Here is a 20,968-nt window from a genome sequence, read left to right as displayed (position 1 = left end):
GTCAGATGGTGCTGGCTTCGTCGTCGGACAGCTGCGCGTAATCCGGCTCGTCCGACTTCCGCGCGCGGCGCTTGTCGTTGATCAGCGCGATGACGGTGGCGGCGAAGAAGAGGAACAGCAGCGGGGCCACCAGCATGAACATCGTCGTGATGTCCGTGGTGGGGGTGGCGATGGCGGCGAACAGGAAGCTGATGAAGACGCTGAGGCGCCACTGCTTCAGCACCGCCTTGCCGCTGACGACGCCGGCCAGGTTCAGGGCCACGATGACGACCGGCACCAGGAAGCCCAGACCGAAGGCGAGGATGATCTGCATGCAGAACTGGATGTAGACGCTCGCCGAGATGACGTTCGAGGCGTCGGCCGGGGTGAAGTCGATGAGGAACCGCACCGCGTTCGGCAGCACCAGGTACGCCATGAACGCCCCGACGAAGAACAGCGGGACCGCCGCGGAGATGAACCCGACCGCGTACCCGCGCTCCTTCTTGGTCAGGCCCGGGGTGATGAACCGCCAGAACTGCCACAGCCAGAACGGGCTGGAGACGATCACCCCGATCCACAGCGCGCCCTTGACCGCGAAGTCGAAGGCCGAGCCGACCTCGCCGAAGTTGATGCTGACCACCATGTCGCGGCGGGCGGCTTCTTCGAGGATGGGCGACTGCAGCAGGCCGAACACGCCCCCGCGGAACGCGGGGACCTTCCAGTAGGAGTCGGTCCAGCCCTGCCAGAGGAACCAGCCGGCCAGCGACCCGAGCAGCACGAACACCGCCGCCCGGAAGACGCGCGTCTTCAGCTCCTTGAGGTGCTCCAGGAGCGGCATGCGCCCCTCGGGGTCACGGGGCGCACGTCGACGGACGGTGGTCACGGCCATGATCGCTCGATGATGTCAGAGGTCGCGCGGGTCAGGAAGCGCGGGACTGGTGCTCGGCGTTCTTGCGCTCGGCGTCCTCGGCGGCCAGCTTCGCCTCCAGCGCGGACGGCTCGGAGTCCACGACCGGGGAGGTGGTCGGCGCGGCCGCCGGCTTGGTGTCCTTGCCGTCGTTCTTCATCTCCTTCACCTCGGACTTGAAGATGCGCATCGAGCGCCCGAGGCCCCGCGCCGCGTCGGGCAGCCGCTTGCTGCCGAACAGGGCGATCACGAGCACGATCAGGATGATCAGCACCCAGGGGTTGTCGAAGAGGTTGCGAAGCATGGGTCCTCCAGTGTTGGACGTAGCGCGGCCATCGTACGTCTCCGACGCCCGCCTGTGGGACAAGCATGCGGGTCGAGTCGTCGTGATCGTGGCCGATCACCGTCCACCGGGCGGATCCTGGGCGAACTCCCAGGAAGCACGAGAGCCGCCGGCGGACGCGTGCGCGTCCGCCGAGCGGCTCCCCGAGAGGTGGGTGCGGTGCGCCTCAGCGCACGGTGCGCAGGCCGCGGGCGGCCAGCGAGGCGAGGTCGTCGCAGGAGTCGAGCACGAGGGCGAAGTCCAGGACGTCGTCCCAGGCGATGGTGGAGCCGCTGTGGACCTCCATGGCCTCGGCCGGGATCGTCCAGCGCTCGACGGCGACGCCGCCGGAGACCAGCAGGGCGACGACGTCCTCACCGGCGGGCTTGCGGACCTCGTCCTTGCACTTGGGGCAGCCGAACGCGTAGAAGGAGCGCTCCTTGGCCGAGCACACCACGAGGCGGACCTGCTTGGGGGTGAGCTCGACGTCGCCGCAGCAGGGGCAGGAAGCCTTGATGGTGGTCATGTCGTGCACCTCTCGTCGTGGTGTGTCCGTCTTGCGGCGGCGATCCCGCCGCCCGACAACCACTGCTTCGGCACGGACCGGCGATCCCTTGAACCCTCTTCCCGGGCCGACCTTGACACACCGCGCGCGGCTGTGCGTGACGTTCGCCCGACCCGGTGACACCGGCCCGGTCCGCGCCCGCGACCGGCCCGGTCAGGCGTAGCGTCCCAGCGCGGCCAGCGCCGCCTCGCGCACCTGCACGGCCAGCTCCGGCGGGTCCACCACCCGCGCCCCCGCCCCCAGCCGCAGCAGCAGCCGGCGCACCCAGTGCGTGTCCGCCGTCCGCAGCCGCACCCGCAGCGAGGCCTCCTCCCAGGCGTCCTCGGGGGCGTCCTGCACCGACTCCACCGGGTAGTAGTCCACGACCCACGCCGCCTGCGGCGCCAGGTCGATCGTCACCACCAGGTCGTCCGGGCTGGGCCGGAACAGGTCCGCGGCCACGTCCCGCGACCGCGCCCACGACGGCGGCGTCCCGTCCACGTCCAGCACCTGCGCGCTCTCGATCCGGTCGACCCGGAACAGCCGCACCCCCTCGGCGCGGTGGCACCACGCCTCCAGGTACCAGCGGCCCTCCACGTTGACCAGCCGCATCGGGTCCACGTCGCGCTCGGTGCGCTCGTCCCGGCTGGGCACCAGGTAGCTCAGGTGCAGCCGCCGGTGCGTGCGCAGCGCCTCCCGCGCGGTCTCCAGCACCACCGCGCTGGAGGAGTCGCTCACGTCCACCGCGACCGCGTCCGCGGCTCCGCCGGCCTCCCCCGTGGCCTCCGACAGCTTCGCCATCGCGCCCTCCAGCGCCTGGCGGTCGTGCAGGCCCGGCACCTCCGCGAGCGTGCGCAGCCCCACCAGCAGCGCCACCGCCTCGTCGACCGCCAGCCGCGAGGGCCGCGCGATCGGGTCCGCGTTCGACAGGTACACGTGCCCGGACTCCCAGCGGGCGTCGATGAGGTCGTCAGGCAGGTGCCCCGGCGTGCCGCACACGAACAGCAGCTCCAGGTCGGCCACCAGCTCGTCCTCGGTGATGCCGAAGTGCTCGGCGGCCTCCGGCACCGGGATGCCCTGGTGCCGCAGCAGGTACGGCACCATCGCCAGCAGGCGCGAGAGCCGCTCGGTCGAGGCCGTGCTCACGCCCCCACCCCCGCCGCGCCCCGCAACCGGCGCAGGACCGCCTCGCGCAGGTCCTCCGGCTCCAGGACCACCACGTCGGCCCCGAACGCGGCCAGCTCGTCGGCGCTGGACTCCACGTCGCTGACGTCGACCTCCACCACGTCCTCCCCCGGCCCCGCCGCGCCCTCCTCGACGCTGCGGGCCCGGCGCCGCACCGCCAGCCCCGCCCCCGACCGCACCAGCAGCCGCGCCCGGCGGGTCTGGACCGCCCCCACCGTGCCCGCCACGACCTCGCGCGGGTCGATCCCCTCGGGGACCTCGTACGAGCCCGCCCGGCCGATCCGCCGCACCGCCGAGGCCACCCGCGACAACCGGAACACCCGCGAGGCCCCCCGGTCGCGGTCGTGCCCCACCAGGTACCAGCGCCCGTGCCAGGACACGATCGCCCACGGCTCCACGTGCCGCTCCGCCGGCTCGCCGCCGGCCCGCCGGTACGTGAACCGCACCGGCGTGCGGTCCCGCGTCGCGGCGTACAGCGGCTCGAAGGCCGGCTCGGCCGTCCGCACCCGCGGCTCGACCCCCACCAGGGAGCTCTCGTCCGGCTCCACGCCCAGGCTGCGCAGCTTCACCAGCGCCCGCGTGGCCGGACCGGCCAGGCTCGCCTGCTGCCACACCCGGCTGGCCAGCGACAGGACCGCCAGCTCCCCCGGCGTGAAGCGGATCTCCGGCAGCGCGTACGCCTCCCGGTCGATCCGGTACCCCGCCTCGTCCTCGAACAGCGGGTCCTCCCCGCCGGTCTCCAGCGGCACGCCGAGCTCGCGCAGGTCCTCCTTGTCCCGCTCGAACATCCGCTCGAAGGCCACGGTGGTGGCGCAGTCGGCGTACTGGGGCACCGCCGCCCGGATCTGCTCCTTGGTCAGCCACCGCCGCGTCGCCGCCAGCGCGATGACGAGGTTCAGCAGCCGCTCGGTCCGGCGGGCGCCGCGCGCAGCGGCGGCGGCACCACCGGGCACACCGGCGGGGACAGCGGGCGTGGTCGTCATGGTGTGCTGGACGCTACCGGAATCGCGCGCCACCGCAGCCTGCGTACGCTCGCAGCGTGACGATCACGTGGCGTTCGGCAACGGTGAACCGGCTCGGGGCCACCTGGGCCGGATCGGTCGAGCTGTACGCCACCCTCACCCACGGCCCCGAGACCGGCACCGAGGTCAAGGCCCTGGCCCACCCCGACCTCGTCGGGACCCCCGTCCCCGGCGACCGCGTCCTGCTCAACGTCTCCGCCCTGGCCCGCGGCCTGGGCACCGGCGGCTACGCCCTCGTCGTGGCCCTGCCCGACCGCCTCCCCGACGACCCGCCCCCCGCCCCCGGCCACCTCGTCAAGGCCCGCTACACCCCCCTGCAGACCATGGTCCTGGGCGCCGACGACCAGGAGTCCGACCACCACGACCTGCTCGCCGACGCCGACGACCTGCACGGCACCCCCGTCGTCGTCGCCGACCTGCACTCGGCGCTGCCCGCCGTCCTGGCCGGCGTGCGCGCCGACCGCCCCGACGCCCGCGTCGCGTACGTCATGACCGACGGCGGCGCCCTGCCCGCCGCGTTCTCCCGCGCCGTCGCCGGGCTGCGCGAGGCCGGCTGGCTGCACACCTGCATCACCACCGGCCAGGCCTTCGGCGGCGACCTGGAGACCGCCACCGTCCACACCGGCCTGCTCACCGCCGTCCTCGTCGCCCGCGCCGACGTCGTGGTCGTGGCCCAGGGGCCGGGCAACCTCGGCACCGGCTCGCGCTGGGGCTTCTCCGGCGTCGCGGCCGGGGAGGCCCTCAACGCCGCCGCCGTCCTGGGCGGGCGTCCCGTCGCCGCCCTGCGCGTCTCCGAGGCCGATGCCCGCCCCCGCCACCGCGGCGTCTCGCACCACACCCTCACCGCCGTCGGGCGCGTCGCCCTGGCCCCCGCCGACGTCCCCGTGCCCACCACGCCCGGCGCCTTCTACGACGACGTCCGCGCCCGGGCGCGGGACCTGTGCGGGCGCCACCGCTACGTCGAGGTCGACGACGGCGGTCTGGACGCGGCGCTCGCGGGCAGCCCGGTGCGGCTGTCCACGATGGGCCGCGGCCTGGACGCCGACCGCGCCAGCTTCCTGGTGGCCGCCGCCGCGGGCCGGCACGCCGCCGCGCTGCTGGCCTGACCCGCCCGACGGCCCGGGAACGCCGGATCCCCGCGGCCGGGGACCAGGGGTCCTCGGCCGCGGGGATCACGGGGAGACCTCGGGGTCTCGGTGGTCTCGGGGGGGGTGGAGTCAGCTCACTTCACGTCGACGAGGTCGACGACGAAGATCAGGGTCTCGCCGCCCTTGATGGCGCCACCGGCGCCGCGGTCGCCGTACCCCAGGTGCGGGGGGATGACGAGCTTGCGCCGGCCGCCGACCTTCATGCCCAGCAGGCCCTGGTCCCAGCCCTGGATGACCATGCCGGCGCCCACGGGGAAGTCCAGCGGGGTGCCGCGGTTCCAGGAGGCGTCGAACTCCTCACCGGTGCTGAACGCGACACCGACGTAGTGGGCGCTGACGGTCTTGCCGGCGGTCGCCTCCGCGCCGTCGCCGACGATCTCGTCGACGATCACCAGCTCGGTGGGCGGTTCGCCCTCGGGGAAGTCGATCTCGGGCTTGGTGCGTTCACTCATGGCCGCGAGCCTAGCCCCCGGCCGCTCAGTACCCGTCGAGGATGTCGACGACGAACACCAGGGCCCCGGCGGGCTGGCTGCCGTCGGTCTGCTCCCCGTACGCCTTGGCGGCGGGGATGACCAGCAGGACCCGGCTGCCGACGGTCTGGCCGATCAGGCCCTCGTCCCAGCCGGCGATCAGCCCACCGACGCCGATCTGGGTCTCGAACGGCTGCGCCGTCCAGGACGACTGGAAGACCTTCCCGTCGGCCAGGGTCGCCCCGACGTACTGCATCTTCACGTTCATGCCCGGCGTCAGCGCCGGCCCGGCGCCCTTGATGAGCGGCTGCACGACGGTGTCGGCCGGCGGGGCCGGGTTGGAGACGGTGAAGCCGGTGGGCACGCCCTGGTCGTCGTAGGTGACGACGGGCAGGTCCGCCGGCGGCGTCACGGCCTCGCCCTCGGCCTTCGTGGGGACGACCTTCACGACGTCGGCGACCACGACCACGGTGGTGGTGGCGTCCACGCCCTCCTTGTCGAAGTTCGCGATCGCCTCCCCGAACCCGTCGTCGGGGGCGATGGCGATGACGAGGCGGTCCCCGACGTGGGCGCCCACGAAGCCCCGGGCCAGGCCCATCGTGATGTTCGCCAGCTCGAAGCGGGCCGCGGTGGCGCCGTAGTTGCTGTCCAGCTCCTCGCCGGTGGACCCGGCGTACAGCGTGTACGCGAAGGCGATGTCGTCCCCGGCGGTGATCTCGGGCCCGGTGCCGGCGGCCACGACCTTGCGGGACGTCTCGGTGACCGCCAGCGGCGGCGTGAACGTCACGGTCGGCTTCACCGCCGGGTCGACCGGGCCGGTGACCTCCACGGCCAGCTGCTCGTCGGTCACCGCCGGGGTGATGGTGTTCGCCGACTCCGACGCGGCGGCCGTGGGGTCCACCGCCGGGGTGTCGGCCTCGGAGGCGCACGCGCCCAGCAGCAACGACACCGCCAGGGCGGCGGACGCGGACAGGACTGCGGTACGGCGGCGCACGGAGGTCCTCACTCATCGGTCGGGGCGAACTGCACCACCCTAACCGCGGACCCCGTGCGCCCGCCGACCATCCCTCACATGCTGTCGATGAGCCGTTCCACCCTGTCGTCGACGGCCTTGAACGGGTCCTTGCACAGGACCGTCCGCTGCGCCTGGTCGTTCAGCTTCAGGTGCACCCAGTCGACGGTGAAGTCGCGGCGCTTCTCCTGCGCGGCGCGCACGAAGTCGCCCCGCAGCTTGGCCCGCGTCGTCTGCGGCGGCACGCTCAGCGCCTCGAAGACCTCGATGTCGGAGCAGACCCGCTCGGCCATGCCCCGCTCGGCGAGCAGGTAGTGCAGCCCCCGCCGCCGGTGGATGTCGTGGTAGGCCAGGTCCAGGCGGGCGATGCGCGCCGACGTCAGCGGCAGGTCGTGCTTGGCCATGTACCGGTCCAGCAGCTTCTTCTTGATGACCCAGTCGACCTCGCGGTCCACCAGGGAGAAGTCCTGCGTCTCCACCGCCCGCAGGGCCCGCTCCCACAGGTCCAGCACCCGCTTGATCGTGGGGGTCTGCAGCCCGCGGTGCTCCACGAACTCCTTCGCCTTCTCCAGGTACTCGCCCTGGATCTCCAGCGCGCTGGCCTCCCGGCCGTTGGCCAGGCGCACCGGCTTGCGGCCGGTGAGGTCGTGGGAGATCTCCCGGATCGCCCGGATCGGGTTCTCCATCGTCATCTCGCGCAGGACCACGCCCTCCTCGACCATCCGCAGGACGAGGTCGGTGGCGCCCAGCTTCAGCATCGTCGTGGTCTCGGACATGTTCGAGTCGCCCACGATGACGTGCAGGCGCCGGTACCGCTCGGCGTCGGCGTGCGGCTCGTCGCGGGTGTTGATGATGGGCCGGCTGCGGGTCGTCGCGCTGGAGACGCCCTCCCAGATGTGGTCGGCGCGCTGGGACAGCGAGTACACCGCCCCCCGGGGGGTCTGCACGACCTTGCCCGCCCCCACGATGAGCTGGCGGGAGACCAGGAAGGGGATGAGGACGTCGGACAGCCGCCCGAACTCCCCGTGCCGGGACACCAGGTAGTTCTCGTGGCAGCCGTAGGAGTTGCCCGCCGAGTCGGTGTTGTTCTTGAACAGGAACACCTCCCCGGCGATGCCCTCGTCCTCCAGCCGGCGCTCGGCGTCGACCAGCAGCCCCTCGAGGGTGCGTTCACCGGCGCGGTCGTGCACGACGAGCTGGCGCACGTCGTCGCACTCGGGCGAGGCGTACTCGGGGTGCGAGCCCACGTCCAGGTACAGACGGGCCCCGTTCTTGAGGAACACGTTGCTCGAACGGCCCCACGACACGACCTTGCGGAACAAGTACCGGGCCACCTCGTCCGGGGACAGCTTGCGCTGTCCCTCGAAGGCGCAGGTGACGCCGAACTCGGTTTCCAGCCCGAAGATCCGGCGATCCATTTCTCCACCTTAGGCACTCGGGCGCCCTGCGGCGCTGTGGAACGCGGTGGGTCACTCCCCCGCGGTGACCTCCCGGGGAGCGGGGCCGGTGAGCAGCCCCGACAGCGTCGGGCCGGTCAGGCGGCGGAACGTGCGCCGGTCGCGGGTGCGGTCCAGGACGGCGACCTCGAGGTGGTCGGCGGCGATGGGCCGCGGCCCGGACCCGGCGGCCTCGGCGGCGGCGTCGGAGCCCAGGGCCTCCACGGCCAGCGTCAGCGCGTCGGCCAGGGACAGCCCGGCGTGCCAGCGCTCGGCGAGCCTGGCCCCGATCTGCTCGGCCGAGCCGCCCATCGCGACGAACCCGTGCTCGTCGGCGACGGACCCGTCGTAGGTGAGGCGGTAGATCTGGTCGGTCTCGGGGGTGCGCCCCACCTCGGCGACGACGATCTCCACCTCGTACGGCTTGGACTCGGTGGTGAAGATGGCCCCCAGGGTCTGGGCGTAGGCGTTGGCCAGGCCGCGGGCGGTGACGTCGGACCGGTCGTAGGAGTAGCCGCGCACGTCGGCGTACCGGACCCCGGCCACGCGCAGGTTCTCGAACTCGTTGTACTTGCCGACGGCGGCGAAGGCGACGCGGTCGTAGATCTCGGAGATCTTGTGCAGCGCCCGGGAGGCGTTCTCGGAGGCGAAGACGATCCCGTCGGCGAAGGCCACGACGACGACGGCGCGGCCGCGGGCGATGCCCTTGCGCGCGTAGTCGGCCTTGTCCTTCATCAACTGCTCGGGCGACACGTAGAACGGCACGCTCACGGCTCAGGCCTCCTGACCGGTGATGCCGGGGTTGCCCCCGGGGTTGCCCCGCCGGCCGGCCACGACGGCCTCCACGACGGGTTCGAGCTCGGCGTCGGGGACCTGGCGGAACCCGGCGGCGGTGACGACGCCCACGACGGGCCAGATCTTGCGCAGCAGGTCCGGCCCCCCGGTCGCGGAGTCGTCGTCGGCGGCGTCCCACAGCGCCTCGATCGCGACGCGGACGGTCCCGGCCTCGTCCATGCCGGGCCGGTACAGCTTCTTCAGCGCGCCGCGGGCGAAGATCGAGCCGGACCCCACGGTGTGGTGGTCCCGCTCCTCCGAGCGGCCGCCGGTGACGTCGTAGCCGACGATGCGGCCGCGGCCGGCGTCGAGGTCGTACCCGGCGAACAGCGGCACGACGGCCAGGCCCTGCATGGCCAGGCCCAGGTTGCCGCGGATCATGGTGGAGAGGCGGTTCGCCTTGCCCTCGAAGGACATCAGCGTCCCCTCGAGCTTCTCGAAGTGCTCCAGCTCCACCTGGAACAGGCGGATCATCTCCACGGCGAGCCCGGCGACGCCGGCGATCCCGGCGCAGGAGTGCTCGTCGGTCTGGAAGACCTTCTTGATGTCGCGCTGGGCGATCATCGGCCCGGCGGTGGCGCGGCGGTCACCGGCCATGACGACGCCGTCGGCGAACACCAGCGCCACGATCGTCGTGGCGTGCGGCGCCTCCCCGTTCCCGGGGCCCCCGGCGGGCACCGCCCCCGAGGCCGGCACCGACCGCGCCGCGGGCAGCAGGTCGGGTGAGTACTCGCGCACGAAGTCGGTGAAGGACGAGGAACCGGGCCGCAGGAAGGCGGCCGGCAACCGTCCCGACTGATCGCTGGTGTGGTTCACCCCAGCGACCCTACCCGCCGGTCCGGGCCCGCGCCGGGACCGGACCGGCGGCGCCGCGGGGCGCCCGCGGCGGGGCTACTGGCCGCCCTTCTGGACGAAGCCGCGGACGAACTCCTCGGAGTTGGACTCCAGGACCTCGTCGATCTCGTCGAGCAGGGCGTCGACGTCGGCGTCGGACTCGTTGGCCTTCGCCTGCGCGGGGACGGCCGGGGACTCCTCGACCTCGTCCTCGCGGCGGCTCGGGCGCTGCTGCTCCTGTCCAGGCATGGCTGGCTCCCCCTGACGTCTCGCGCACCGGACCACGCGGGCCCGCTTCCGGGACGACACTAACCCCGCACACCCCGCCCCCGCCGGGTGTGCGGCGCACCTCACCCGCCCGCCCGCCGCCGGCCCGCGCGGGGGCGGTCAGCCGGTGAGGGCCGCGACGAGGTCCTCGGCCGTCGCGCAGCGGTCCAGCAGCGCCCCCACGTGCTCCTTCGTGCCGCGCAGCGGCTCCAGCGTCGGCACCCGCTGCAGCGCGCCGCGCCCGGCGACGTCGAAGATCACCGAGTCCCAGCTGGCGGCCGCGACCCGCGAGCCGTACCGGGCCAGGCACTCGCCCCGGAAGTAGGCGCGGGTGTCGGTCGGGGGGTGCTCCACGGCGTGCCGGACCTCGGCGTCGGTCAGCAGCCGCTCCACCTGCCCGCGCTCGGCGAGCTTGAGGTACAGGCCCTTCTCGGGCCGCACGTCCGACCACTGCAGGTCCACCGCCTGCAGGCGGGCGTGGTCCCAGGCCAGGCCGTCGCGGGAGCGGTACCCCTCCAGCAGCCGCAGCTTGGCGACCCAGTCGACCTCCCGGGCGGCGGAGAACACGTCGGTCTCCAGCTTCGTCAGGACCTGCTCCCAGCGGGTCAGGACCTCGGCGGTGTCGGCGTCGACGTCGGCGCCGAAGCGGTCGGCGACGAACGCGCGGGCCGCCTCCAGGTACGCCCACTGCACCTGCACCGCCGTCAGCCGGCGCCCGTCGCGCAGCCGGACCAGCTGGCGCAGCCCCGGGTCGTGCGACACCTCGTGCAGGGCCCGCACCGGCTCGGCCATCAGCAGGTCCCCCGCGGGGCTGCCCGGCAGGTACCCCGCCTCCAGCATCGACAGGACCAGGCTGGTGGTGCCGACCTTCAGCAGCGTCGCGACCTCGCACATCGTGGCGTCGCCCACGATGACGTGCAGCCGGCGGTACTTCTCGACCGTCGCGTGCGGCTCGTCGCGGGTGTTGATGATGGGCCGCTTCATCGTCGTCTCCAGCCCCACCTCCACCTCGAAGAAGTCGGCGCGCTGGCTGACCTGGAAGCCGGCCCGCCGCGAGTCCTGCCCCAGCCCGACGCGCCCGGCGCCGGTGAACACCTGGCGGGACACGAAGAAGGGGGTGAGGTGGCGCACCACGTCGCCGAAGGGCGTGGCCCGGTCCATCAGGTAGTTCTCGTGGGTGCCGTACGAGGCGCCCTTGCCGTCGGTGTTGTTCTTGTAGATCGTCACCGGCGCCAGCCCCGGGGAGGCCGCGACCCGGCGCAGCGACTCCAGCAGGATCAGCTCCCCGGCCCGGTCCCAGCGCACCGCGTCGCGCGGGGTCAGCACCTCCGGGGAGGAGTACTCCGGGTGGGCGTGGTCGACGTAGAAGCGGGCCCCGTTGGTGAGGATGACGTTGGCCATCGTGGGGTCCTCGGTCTCGGCGCTCACCACGTCCGAGGCGTTCGGCGCCGCCCGCCGCGACCGCGCCGCGGTGCCGCCCGCCGACCGGCCCGGCTCGTCGGTCAGCTGCGAGGGGTGCGCCGCGGCCCGCTCCACCTCGAAGCCGCGCGCGTCGCGCAGCGGCGCCTCGTCCTCGTAGTCCCACCGCGGCCGCGAGCCGGTGGCCGCCGAGGCGTACGCGTTGACGACCTGGGCCGACAGCAGCATCGGGTTCGCGCCCGGGTCCCCCGGCACCGAGATGCCGTACTCGGTCTCGATCCCGACGACTCTGCGCACGCTCACGCCTCGACCCTAGATGACCTCACTCGCTGCGCAGCGCGACGACCGGGTCCAGCCGCCCGGCCCGCCGGGCCGGGAACACCCCGAAGAAGATGCCCACCGCGGCCGACACCACGAACGCCACCACCGGGCTCCACCACTCGATCGCGGCCGGCAGCGGCGAGAGCCGGTCCACCGCCACCGACCCCGCGACCCCGATCGCGATCCCGAGGACGCCCCCCACGCTGGTGAGCAGCACCGCCTCGACGAGGAACTGCACCAGCACGTCCCGCTGCCGGGCCCCCAGCGCCTTGCGCAGCCCGATCTCCCGGGTCCGCTCCCGCACCGAGACCAGCATGATGTTGGAGACCCCCACCCCGCCGACGACCAGCGAGATCCCGGCGATCGCGGCCAGCACCGCCGTCAGCAGCCCCAGGATCTGCCCCACCACCCCCAGGATCTGCGTCTGCGTCACCGCCGAGAACGTCTGGTCGGGGTACTGCGCCTTCATCGCCCGCCACAACCGCTCCGACAGCTCCTCGACCGACGACGCCGACGGCGCCTTCACCGCGAACGCGTCGACCCGGTCGATGGAGAACAACCGCTGCGCCGTCGTGATCGGCACGTGGATCTCGTTGTCCTGCGAGACCCCGAAGCTCTCGCCCTGCTCGGCCAGCACCCCGATGACGTCGAAGCGCGTCCCGGCGATCGTGACCTGGCGCCCCACCGGGTCGGTGCCCGGGAACAGCACCCGCGCCGTGGCCGACCCCAGCACCGCCACCCGGCGGCGGGCGTCGACGTCGACGGAGGTGAAGTACTGCCCCTGCGCCACCGGCCGGGTCAGCACCCGCGGCAGGTTCTGGTCCGCGCCCTGCACGGTCGTGAACTGCTCCCGCGTCCCGGCCCGCACCTCCGCCCCGGTGCCGATGCGCGCCGTCACCGCGCGCGGGTCACCCACCACGTCGGCCAGGACGTCGCCGTCGTCGAGCTGCATCGTGGACCTCGCCGGGCCGCTGCCGCCGAGGTTGTTCGTGTCGAACTGCCCCGGCACCACCAGGATGAGGTTCGACCCCAGCCCCTCGACCTGCTGCTCGATCTGCTGGCGCGCGCCGGACCCGATCGAGACGACCACGATGACCGCCGCGATCCCGATGATGATGCCCAGCATCGTCAGCAGGCTGCGCAACCGGTTGCCGCGCAACGCGTCGAGCGCGACGCGGAACGCCTCCCAGCCCTTCACGGCGCCACCGCCGTGTCCTGCTCCACGAGCCCGTCGCGGACCCGCACCTGCCGGCGGGCGCGCCCGGCGACCTCGTCGTCGTGGGTGACCAGCACCACCGCCACCCCCCGCGCGGAGTTCAGCTCCTCCAGGATGCGCATGACCTCCGCGCCGTTGCGCGAGTCCAGGTTCCCCGTCGGCTCGTCGGCCAGCAGGATCCGTGGTCGCCCCACCAGGGCCCGCGCGATCGCCACCCGCTGCTGCTCGCCGCCGGACATCTGCGTCGGCCGGTGCGTCAGCCGGTGCCCCAGGTTCACCGCCCGCAGCGCCTCGGCCGCCAGCTCCCGGCGCTCACCGGCCTTCACCCCCCGGTACAGCAGCGGCAGCGCCACGTTCTCCACCGCGCTCGAGCGCGGCAGCAGCTGGAAGGCCTGGAAGACGAACCCGATCTCGCGGTTGCGCAGGTCCGCCAGCTCGGCGTCCGACAGCTCCGCCACGTCCCGGCCCCCCACCCGCAGGACCCCCGACGTCGGGCGGTCCAGGCACCCCAGCAGGTGCATGAGGGTCGACTTGCCCGAACCGCTCGGGCCCACGATCGCGGCGTACTCCCCCTCGGTGACCGTGAAGCTGACCCCCCGCAGGGCGTCGACCGTCGTGTCCCCGAACGAGTACGACCGCCGCACGTCCACCGCCTCGATCGCCGCGGGCGCACCCGGGCCCGGCACCGACCCCTCGGCCGCGTGCGCAGTGCGCGACGTCACGAGACCTGCTGCCCCTGCGACACGTCGGCCGCGCCCTCGACGACGATCCGCTCGCCACCGCTCAGCCCGGCCGTGACCTCCACGTCCGCGTCCCCGCGCACCCCCACCGTCACGTCCTGCCGCTGGGCCTGGCCCGAGCGCACCACCCACACCGAGTCCGAGTCCGCCGACCCGTTCGCCGAGCCGGCCCGCACGATCGCCGACGCCGGCACCTCCACCACGCCCGTCACGCTGCGCACCACCAGCGACACCGTCGCGCTCATGCCCGGCAGCGGCGTCACCGCGGCCTGCCCGTCCGGGCCGGTCCCGCCGTCGTAGCTCAACCGCACCGTGTACGTGACCGCCCCACCGGTGCCCGACTTCGCCGTCGGGTCCACGCTGGTGACCGTCCCCCGGTACCGCGCCCCCTCGACCGCGTCGACCGCCACGTCCGCCACCACGCCCGGCTGCACGAGCAGCACGTCCGTCTCGTCCACGTCCGCGCTCAGCGTCAGCGTCGAGGCGTCGATCACGGAGACCAGCGTCGCGCCCTGCGCGACCGCCGCGCCCTGCGCCAGCACCGGCGCCCCCGCGGCCCCGGAGTCGCCCGCCCCGGCCGCCTGCGGCAGCGAGACGCCGCTGCCGGCCAGCAGCTGCTCGGCGCCCGCCGGCAGCCCCGACCCCCCGCCGCCGCCGCTGGACCCCAGGGACACCCGTCCGGAGATGGGTGCCACCACCGTCAGGGCGTCCACCGTCGCCCGCGCCGCCGCCACCGCCGCCCGGGTCTGCACCCGCTGCGCCGCGCCCAGCGACTCCACCGCCGCGTCCAGGTTCCCCAGGCCCGAGTTCACCTGGTCCACCAGCGCCTGCGTCTGCGAGGCCAGCAACTGGTACTGCGTGCGCGAGGACTGCACCGCCGCCAGCGCCGCGGCCCTCGCCGCCGGGTCCGCGATCGCCTGGGCCTGGGTCTCGGCCTCGGCGAACCGCGCCTGGGCGTCCCGCTCGGCCCGGCGCTGCTGCGCCGCCACCTGCGAGGACGAGCGCGCCGAGGACGAGCCCGTCCCCGACCGGGCCGCCTCCGCGTCCGCCGCCTCGGCCTGCTCCAGCGCCTGCACCGCCTGGGGGGACTCGATCGTCATCAGCACCTGGCCGGCCTGCACCTCCTGGCCGTCCACGACCGCCAGCGTCGCGACCGTGCCGGTGGCCGGGGCCTTGAGCACCGCCGAGTTCCGCGGCTGCACCTGCCCGGCCGCGTCCACCACCTGCCGCACGTCCCCGCGCCCGACCGTCCCCAGCCCGATCCGGGCCTCGTCCTCGTCCCCGCCGCAGCCCGCCAGCACCAGGGCCCCCGCCACCCCGGCGGCGGCGCACACCAGCCGCAACGGTCGGGACGGGGGACCGGGGACGCTCAGCAGGGCGGGCACCCGGTCACCCTAGGGCCTGCCCCCGACGCGCGGATCCTCCCCAGGGCGGGCCCGCGCACCCCGCTCCTCCCCCTCACGTCGCACCCGTCACAGCGCACCTACCCTCTCCGGGGTGAGCGAGACCAGCCCCCGGACCGGCTCCGAAGCCGTCGCCCTGTACGACCCCGCCGACCCCGCCGGCCGCGTCACCGGCACCGCCCCCCGCGACCGCGTCCGCGCGCTCAACCTCCCCCACGCCGCCACCGGCGTCCTCCTGCGCGACGCGCACGGCCGCGTCCACGTCCACCGCCGCACCACCACCAAGGACCTCAACCCCGGCGCCCACGACTGCCTCGCCGGTGGCGTCGTCGCCGCCGGGGAGGACCCCCTGGCCGCCGCCCACCGCGAGCTGCGCGAGGAGCTCGGGGTCGACGCCGACCTGACCCCCGTCCTGGTGCGGTGGTACCGCGACGACACCACCCACTTCCTCGCCCACGTCTACGAGGCCCGCTGGGACGGCACCCCCCTGACCCTGCAGCCCAGCGAGGTCGCCGCCGGCTGGTGGGAGGACCCCGCGACCCTGCGCGCCCGGCTCGCCGACCCCACCTGGCCCTTCGTCCCCGACACCCGCGCACTGCTGGCCCACTGGGCCGAATGGTGGAAGGATCCGGCCCGCTCGTGATCGCGCCGTGACCCGCCACGGGTCCGACCACCCGGGAGACCCGTGACCAGCAGCACGCCCAGTCCCCGCCTGCCCTGGGTCGACACCGCCCGCGGTGCGGCCATCGTCCTGGTCATCACCCACCACGCCGTGCTGTTCACCACTGCCGAGGGGCTCGGCCACCCCGCCTGGACCGCCGCCAACGAGACCCTCCGCCTGCTGCGGATGCCCCTGTTCTTCTTCCTCTCCGGCCTCCTCGCCGTCCGCGCCGTCCACCGGCCCTGGCCCGACCTGCTGCGCCGGCGCACCACCAACGACCTGTGGGTCTACCTCCTGTGGGCCAGCGCCGCCTTCGCCGCCTTCACCCTCCTGCCCTACGCCCGCGACGACGTGCCGCCCGGCCCCCGCGGCTGGCTCGACCAGACCCTCCTGCTGCCCGACAACGGCGCCTGGTACCTGCTCGCCCTCGCCCTCTACCTCCCGCTGGGCCGCCTCACCCGGGCCGTCCCCACCGCCGTCCTGCTGCCCGCCGCCGCCGCCCTGGCCGCCGCCCTCGGCCCCGGCCAGCTCGTCCGGTACAGCTTCGTGTGGAGCGACCTGCTCACCCTCTTCGTCTTCTTCGCCGCCGGCCTGCGCCTGCACGGCCCCGCCCTGCGCGTGGCCACCCGCGTCCCCGGCCCCCTGGCCGTCACCGCCCTGGCCGCCGCCACCGGGCTCCTGGCCCTGGCCACCACCGCCCTGGGCCTGACGCAGGTCCCCGGCGTCCGCCTCCTCGTCGGTGCCGCCGCCGTCCTCGCCGGCTGCGCCGTCGCCGTCCGCCTCGCCCCCACCCGCGCCGGCCGCGCCCTGGCGCACGTCGGGCGGCGCACCCTGCCCGTCTACGTCACCCACGAGATCGTCCTGGGCCTGCTCGTCCTGCCCCTGGCCCCCGCCGCCGGCACCGCCGCGGGTGGCCCGCTGTCCCTGCTCGCCCCCGCCCTGCTGGTCGCCGCGGCGCTCGCGGTGTGCCTGCCGCTGCGCGGGCCGCTGGCCCGGGTGCCGTGGCTGCTGCACGCACCGTGGGCCGCACCCCGCCAGCGCGAGGTGCGGCCCACGGTGGGGGTCGCGACCGTCCCGGGGGCCCGACGGGCCCCGGACCGGGTGCGGGGGGCCTAGAGGTACTGACCGGTGTTGGCGACCGTGTCGATCGACCGGCCCGCCTCGGTGCCCTTCTTGCCCTGCATCAGCGTGCGGATGAACACGATCCGCTCGCCCTTCTTGCCCGAGATCCGTGCCCAGTCGTCCGGGTTCGTGGTGTTGGGCAGGTCCTCGTTCTCCTTGAACTCGTCCACGCACGCGCTCATGAGGTGGTCGACCCGCAGACCCCGCTGCTGGGAGGTCAGCAGGTCCTTGATGGCCATCTTCTTCGCCCGGTCCACGATGTTCTGGATCATCGCCCCGGAGTTGAAGTCCTTGTAGTACAGGACCTCCTTGTCCCCGCCGGCGTAGGTGACCTCCAGGAACTCGTTCTCCGGGGTCTCGGTGTACATCCGCTCCACCGTGGCCTGGATCATCGCGTCGACCGTCGTCCGCGCGTTGCCGCCGTTGACGGCCAGGTCGTCGGCGTGCAGCGGCAGGTCCGGCGTCAGGTACTTGCTGAAGATCTGCCCGGCGCTCTCGGCGTCCGGCCGCTCGATCTTGATCTTCACGTCCAGCCGGCCCGGGCGCAGGATCGCCGGGTCGATCATGTCCTCGCGGTTCGACGCCCCGATGACGATGACGTTCTCCAGCCGCTCCACGCCGTCCAGCTCGGACAGCAGCTGCGGGACGATCGTGGTCTCCACGTCCGAGGACACCCCCGACCCGCGGGTGCGGAACAGCGACTCCATCTCGTCGAAGAACACCACGACGGGCGTGCCGCCGCTGGCCTTCTCCCGGGCCCGGGCGAAGATCAGCCGGATGTGCCGCTCGGTCTCCCCGACGTACTTGTTCAGCAGCTCGGGGCCCTTGATGTTCAGGAAGTAGCTCTTGGCCTGCGTCTCGCCGCGCAGCTGGGCGGCCTTCTTGGCCAGCGAGTTCGCCACCGCCTTGGCGATGAGCGTCTTGCCGCACCCGGGGGGGCCGTACAGCAGGATCCCCTTCGGCGGGCGCAGCCCGTGCTCGCGGAACAGGTCGGCGTGCAGGAACGGCAGCTCCACCGCGTCCCGGATCGCCTCGATCTGCGGCCCCAGACCCCCGATGTCCTCGTAGTCGATGTCCGGCACCTCCTCCAGCACCAGCTCCTCGACCTCCGCCTTGGGGATCCGCTCGAAGGCGAAGCCCGACCGCGTGTCGATCGTCAGGGAGTCCCCCACGCGCAGCGGCCCGTCCATCAGCGGGCCCGCCAGGCGCACGACGCGCTCCTCGTCGGCCCGCGCCAGCACCAGGGCCCGCCCGTCGGGCAGGACCTCCTTCACCGACGCCAGCTCACCGGTGCGCTCGTAGTCGAACGCGGCGACCACGTTCATGGCCTCGTTGACCATCAGGTCCTGCCCCGGGCGCAGGGCCGTCAGGTCCACGGCGGGGCTGACGGCCACGCGCATGCGCCGCCCGGCCGAGACGATGTCGGCCGTCCCCTCGTCGTCGCCGACCTGGAGGAAGGTGGCGAACTGGGCGGGGGGCTGCCCCAGCCGGTCCACCTCCGCCTTCAGGGCGACGATCTGGTCACGGGCCTCGCGCAGGGTGCTGGCCAGCCGGTCGTTCTGGGCGCTGACCTGGGCGAGTCGGGTGCGGGCCGCCCCGAGCTGTTCCTCGAGGGCGGTGAGGTGGCGGGGATCCCGCTCACCACCACCGCCGAAGCGGCGTGTGGGCTCCGTCATGGCGCATCTCCCGTCTGGGTGGTGCACTCGACACTAACCCGAGGCACGGGGATCGCGAGGCGGTTCCGTGTCGGCGCGCCGCCACGCCCACCCGCGCCCGCCCGTGCCCGCCCGCGCCCACCCGCCCCGGCTCAGGCGCCCCGCTTGATGCGGTACATGTCCCGGTCGGCGTGGCGCACCAGCTCCGCGAACGTCGCCCCGTGCGCGGGCTGCACCCCCACCCCGACGCTGGCGCCCACCGAGCCGACGCCCGCGCTCAGCGGGACCGGCGCGATGACCGCGTCGGCGAGCGCCCGCGCCACCCGCGCCGCGTCCCGCTGCGCCGACGCCGGGTCCAGCCCGGTCAGGGCCACCACGAACTCGTCCCCGCCGAGGCGGGCCACCAGGTCGCTCTCGCGCACCGACCGGCGCAGCCGCTGCGCGACCACGCCCAGCAGCTCGTCCCCGGCCGCGTGACCGAACCGGTCGTTGACCGCCTTGAACCCGTCGAGGTCGCAGAACAGCAGCGCCACCGCCTCGCCGGTCTCCCGGGCCCGCAGCAGCTCAGCCTCCACGAACCGCTCCACGCCGCGCCGGTTGGCCAGGCCCGTCAGGGCGTCGGTGTGCGCGAGCTCCTCGATCCGGTGCAGGTAGCTGCGCGAGCGCGCCCGCTCCCGCTCGGCCTCCTGCTGGGCGCGCACCCGGTCGGTCACGTCGTGCTGGACGCCGACGTACTGCACCAGCCGGCCCGTCTCGTCGAACACCGGGGCCAGGTGGATCTCGTTCCACCACGGCACCCGCCGCGGGCCGCGGTGGTTGACCAGCACCCCGCGCCACTCCCGGCCCGCCGCGATCGCCGACCGGATCTCGTTGACCACCGCCGGGTCGGTGTCCGGGCCCTGCAGCAACCGGCAGTTGCGGCCCAGCACCTCGGACGCGCTGCGCCCCGACAGGCGCTCGAACGCCGCGTTGACGTACACCAGCGGGGCGTCCGGGCGCGTCATGTCCGCGATCGCCACCCCGCTGGTCGTGGCCGCGAGCGCCCGCGGCAGCAACCGGTGCAGGTCCAGGTCCGCGCCCGGGCCCGCACCGCGGCGCACCACCGCCCCCGGCGCCGGTCCCGAGGACGCCACCGCGGCGGCCGCGGCCACCGGCGCCGCCTCCCGCGGCGCCACCCGCGGCGCCACCCGCGACAGCAGCGAGTGCATCGCCGCCACGACCACGTCCCGGTCGTACGTCAGGGCGTACTCGAACTCCCGCTCCCGGTCCGGGCCCTCGTCACCGAGGTCGCGGGCCAGCAGCGCCGCCGCGAAGTGCGGCGACAGCACCACCACGTCCCACTCCCCGCGCACCGGGTCCCCCGCGGCCAGCGTGGCCCCGCGCACCCCCGGCAGCGGCGACTCCGGCAGCCCCTCGCCCACCGCCGCGACGAACCCCACGCCGTCGGCCAGGTCGCGGTAGCGCGACCGGGTCGCGGGCGTGAAGTGCCGCGCCTCCTGGAACGTCGAGGCGACCACGCACGTGTCGCCCAGGCGCCGCGCCTCCCGCTCCAGCTGCTTGCTGACCTCGATGAGCAGCGGCTTGGCCGAGCGCCGCAGCACCGTCCCCGGCGGCAGCGCCGCGAACGGCGAGGTCAGCCCGTGGTCCACGACCGGGGCCGCGGCGGCCAGCACCAGCTCGCCGGTCACCGCCGCCGGCGGCGGCGGCGCCGCCGGCCGGCCGAAGAACCAGCCCTGCCCCAGCTGCGCGCCCAGCGCCCGCGCCGTGCGCAGGTGGCCCTCGTCCTCGATGCCCTCGGCCAGCACCACCGCGCCCGAGCTCTGCGCGTACGCGTTCACCGCGTTCATGATCTGGGCCACCGCCGCGCCGGGGCGCCCCTGCACCAGCCGCAGGTCCAGCTTCACCACGTCCGGCCGCAGCAGCGGCATGAACGCCAGCGACATGGCGTCGGCGCCCACGTCGTCCAACGCGACGCCCCAGCCGATCTCCCGGATCCGCGCCACCGTCCGCAGCAGCTCCGCCGGCCGCGCCGCCAGGGCCCGCTCGGTGATCTCCACGACCACCCGCAGGCCTCCCGGCGCGCCCTCGGCCAGGGCCAGCAGCCGGCTCAGCGGCGCCGAGTCCAGCACCTCCGGCTCCACGTTGACGAACAGCGTCAGCGGGGCCACCACCGCGTGCTCCACGGCACCGGCGAACGCCGCCGCCCGGCACGCCTGGTCCAGCTCCGCCAGGCAGCCCGCCGCGCGCGCCGCCGCGAACAGGTCGTCGGGGCGGTGCAGCGGACCCTGCGGGCCGCGCACCAGCGCCTCGTAGGCCACCACCGCGCCCGAGTCCAGGTCCACGATGGGCTGGAACACGCTGCGGAGCCCGCCGTCGAGCAGCACCTGCTCGATCCCGGTCCGCTCGATCCCCACCGCAGCACTCGTCACCGTCACCACCGGTTCCTCGGCACGCAGCACCCCCACGTCCAG

At 74.3% G+C, this 20,968-nt stretch carries 19 protein-coding genes and 1 pseudogene; 3 read left to right on the top strand and 17 right to left on the bottom strand.

The window, feature by feature from the left end; all coding sequences use genetic code 11:
* Nucleotide 1 precedes the first annotated feature (1 nt).
* From tatC to ACRYM6_RS01505, 5 genes are all read right to left on the bottom strand, one after another.
* The gene (gene tatC / locus ACRYM6_RS01525) at nucleotides 2-817 is read right to left on the bottom strand and encodes a twin-arginine translocase subunit TatC (RefSeq protein WP_432540633.1); all 816 of its coding nucleotides are present in this window, start codon (nucleotides 815-817) and stop codon (nucleotides 2-4) included.
* A gap of 82 nt (nucleotides 818-899) precedes the next feature.
* A complete protein-coding gene (tatA, locus tag ACRYM6_RS01520; RefSeq protein WP_432540632.1) occupies nucleotides 900-1,190 on the bottom strand; it encodes a Sec-independent protein translocase subunit TatA in 291 nt (96 codons plus the stop codon).
* Nucleotides 1,191-1,395: 205 nt separating this feature from the next.
* The gene (locus ACRYM6_RS01515; RefSeq protein WP_432512449.1) at nucleotides 1,396-1,734 is read right to left on the bottom strand and encodes a hypothetical protein; all 339 of its coding nucleotides are present in this window, start codon (nucleotides 1,732-1,734) and stop codon (nucleotides 1,396-1,398) included.
* 192 nt (nucleotides 1,735-1,926) lie between these two features.
* Nucleotides 1,927-2,898, bottom strand: coding sequence for a helix-turn-helix transcriptional regulator (locus ACRYM6_RS01510; protein WP_432540631.1), 972 nt, complete (start codon nucleotides 2,896-2,898; stop codon nucleotides 1,927-1,929).
* The gene (locus tag ACRYM6_RS01505; protein ID WP_432540630.1) at nucleotides 2,895-3,920 is read right to left on the bottom strand and encodes a helix-turn-helix transcriptional regulator; all 1,026 of its coding nucleotides are present in this window, start codon (nucleotides 3,918-3,920) and stop codon (nucleotides 2,895-2,897) included. The genes ACRYM6_RS01510 and ACRYM6_RS01505 overlap by 4 nt, the downstream gene beginning before the upstream one ends.
* A gap of 56 nt (nucleotides 3,921-3,976) precedes the next feature.
* Between ACRYM6_RS01505 and ACRYM6_RS01500 the strand changes: the two genes are divergently transcribed.
* Complete coding sequence (locus tag ACRYM6_RS01500; protein ID WP_432540629.1) at nucleotides 3,977-5,065, top strand: DUF3866 family protein; 1,089 nt, start codon at nucleotides 3,977-3,979, stop codon at nucleotides 5,063-5,065.
* 116 nt (nucleotides 5,066-5,181) lie between these two features.
* Here ACRYM6_RS01500 and ACRYM6_RS01495 read toward each other — a convergent pair whose 3' ends face one another.
* The 10 genes from ACRYM6_RS01495 to ACRYM6_RS01450 all read right to left on the bottom strand — a co-directional run bounded on the left by ACRYM6_RS01495 (nucleotide 5,182) and on the right by ACRYM6_RS01450 (nucleotide 15,041).
* Nucleotides 5,182-5,559 (bottom strand): FKBP-type peptidyl-prolyl cis-trans isomerase, encoded by a 378-nt coding sequence (locus ACRYM6_RS01495; RefSeq protein ID WP_432540628.1) that lies wholly within the window; start codon nucleotides 5,557-5,559, stop codon nucleotides 5,182-5,184.
* Nucleotides 5,560-5,584: 25 nt separating this feature from the next.
* Nucleotides 5,585-6,571 (bottom strand): FKBP-type peptidyl-prolyl cis-trans isomerase, encoded by a 987-nt coding sequence (locus ACRYM6_RS01490; RefSeq protein ID WP_432540627.1) that lies wholly within the window; start codon nucleotides 6,569-6,571, stop codon nucleotides 5,585-5,587.
* A gap of 74 nt (nucleotides 6,572-6,645) precedes the next feature.
* Nucleotides 6,646-8,007, bottom strand: coding sequence for a Pup--protein ligase (gene pafA, locus ACRYM6_RS01485; protein WP_432540626.1), 1,362 nt, complete (start codon nucleotides 8,005-8,007; stop codon nucleotides 6,646-6,648).
* A 51-nt stretch (nucleotides 8,008-8,058) separates the two neighbouring features.
* The gene (gene prcA / locus ACRYM6_RS01480) at nucleotides 8,059-8,796 is read right to left on the bottom strand and encodes a proteasome subunit alpha (RefSeq protein ID WP_432540625.1); all 738 of its coding nucleotides are present in this window, start codon (nucleotides 8,794-8,796) and stop codon (nucleotides 8,059-8,061) included.
* Between the two features lie 3 nt (nucleotides 8,797-8,799).
* On the bottom strand, nucleotides 8,800-9,675 hold the full coding sequence (prcB, locus tag ACRYM6_RS01475; protein ID WP_432540624.1) for a proteasome subunit beta: 876 nt from the start codon (nucleotides 9,673-9,675) through the stop codon (nucleotides 8,800-8,802).
* Between the two features lie 75 nt (nucleotides 9,676-9,750).
* Nucleotides 9,751-9,942 carry a ubiquitin-like protein Pup gene (locus ACRYM6_RS01470; protein ID WP_432540622.1) on the bottom strand — a complete coding sequence of 64 codons (192 nt, stop codon included), beginning with the start codon at nucleotides 9,940-9,942 and terminating at the stop codon, nucleotides 9,751-9,753.
* A 138-nt stretch (nucleotides 9,943-10,080) separates the two neighbouring features.
* On the bottom strand, nucleotides 10,081-11,682 hold the full coding sequence (gene dop / locus ACRYM6_RS01465) for a depupylase/deamidase Dop (protein WP_432540621.1): 1,602 nt from the start codon (nucleotides 11,680-11,682) through the stop codon (nucleotides 10,081-10,083).
* A gap of 19 nt (nucleotides 11,683-11,701) precedes the next feature.
* Complete coding sequence (locus ACRYM6_RS01460; RefSeq protein WP_432540619.1) at nucleotides 11,702-12,898, bottom strand: ABC transporter permease; 1,197 nt, start codon at nucleotides 12,896-12,898, stop codon at nucleotides 11,702-11,704.
* Nucleotides 12,895-13,602 carry an ABC transporter ATP-binding protein gene (locus ACRYM6_RS01455; protein ID WP_432540776.1) on the bottom strand — a complete coding sequence of 236 codons (708 nt, stop codon included), beginning with the start codon at nucleotides 13,600-13,602 and terminating at the stop codon, nucleotides 12,895-12,897. The genes ACRYM6_RS01460 and ACRYM6_RS01455 overlap by 4 nt, the downstream gene beginning before the upstream one ends.
* Nucleotides 13,603-13,634: 32 nt before the next feature.
* Nucleotides 13,635-15,041, bottom strand: coding sequence for an efflux RND transporter periplasmic adaptor subunit (locus tag ACRYM6_RS01450; RefSeq protein WP_432540618.1), 1,407 nt, complete (start codon nucleotides 15,039-15,041; stop codon nucleotides 13,635-13,637).
* Between the two features lie 112 nt (nucleotides 15,042-15,153).
* Between ACRYM6_RS01450 and ACRYM6_RS01445 the strand changes: the two genes are divergently transcribed.
* Complete coding sequence (locus tag ACRYM6_RS01445) at nucleotides 15,154-15,702, top strand: NUDIX domain-containing protein (RefSeq protein ID WP_432540617.1); 549 nt, start codon at nucleotides 15,154-15,156, stop codon at nucleotides 15,700-15,702.
* A gap of 42 nt (nucleotides 15,703-15,744) precedes the next feature.
* Entirely contained in the window at nucleotides 15,745-16,836 is a 1,092-nt protein-coding gene (locus ACRYM6_RS01440; protein ID WP_432540616.1) for an acyltransferase family protein, read from the top strand.
* Here ACRYM6_RS01440 and arc read toward each other — a convergent pair.
* Together arc and ACRYM6_RS01430 are read right to left on the bottom strand one after the other, a co-directional pair.
* Nucleotides 16,833-18,473: pseudogene (arc, locus tag ACRYM6_RS01435) on the bottom strand (proteasome ATPase); the annotation flags it as partial. The gene ACRYM6_RS01440 and the pseudogene arc overlap by 4 nt on opposite strands.
* A gap of 176 nt (nucleotides 18,474-18,649) precedes the next feature.
* Complete coding sequence (locus ACRYM6_RS01430; protein WP_432540615.1) at nucleotides 18,650-20,956, bottom strand: diguanylate cyclase domain-containing protein; 2,307 nt, start codon at nucleotides 20,954-20,956, stop codon at nucleotides 18,650-18,652.
* Nucleotides 20,957-20,968 lie beyond the last annotated feature (12 nt).

It is taken from the genome of Kineococcus rugosus (assembly GCF_050871975.1).
GTDB lineage: Bacteria > Actinomycetota > Actinomycetes > Actinomycetales > Kineococcaceae > Kineococcus.
This window is presented reverse-complemented; position numbering and strand designations above follow the sequence as displayed.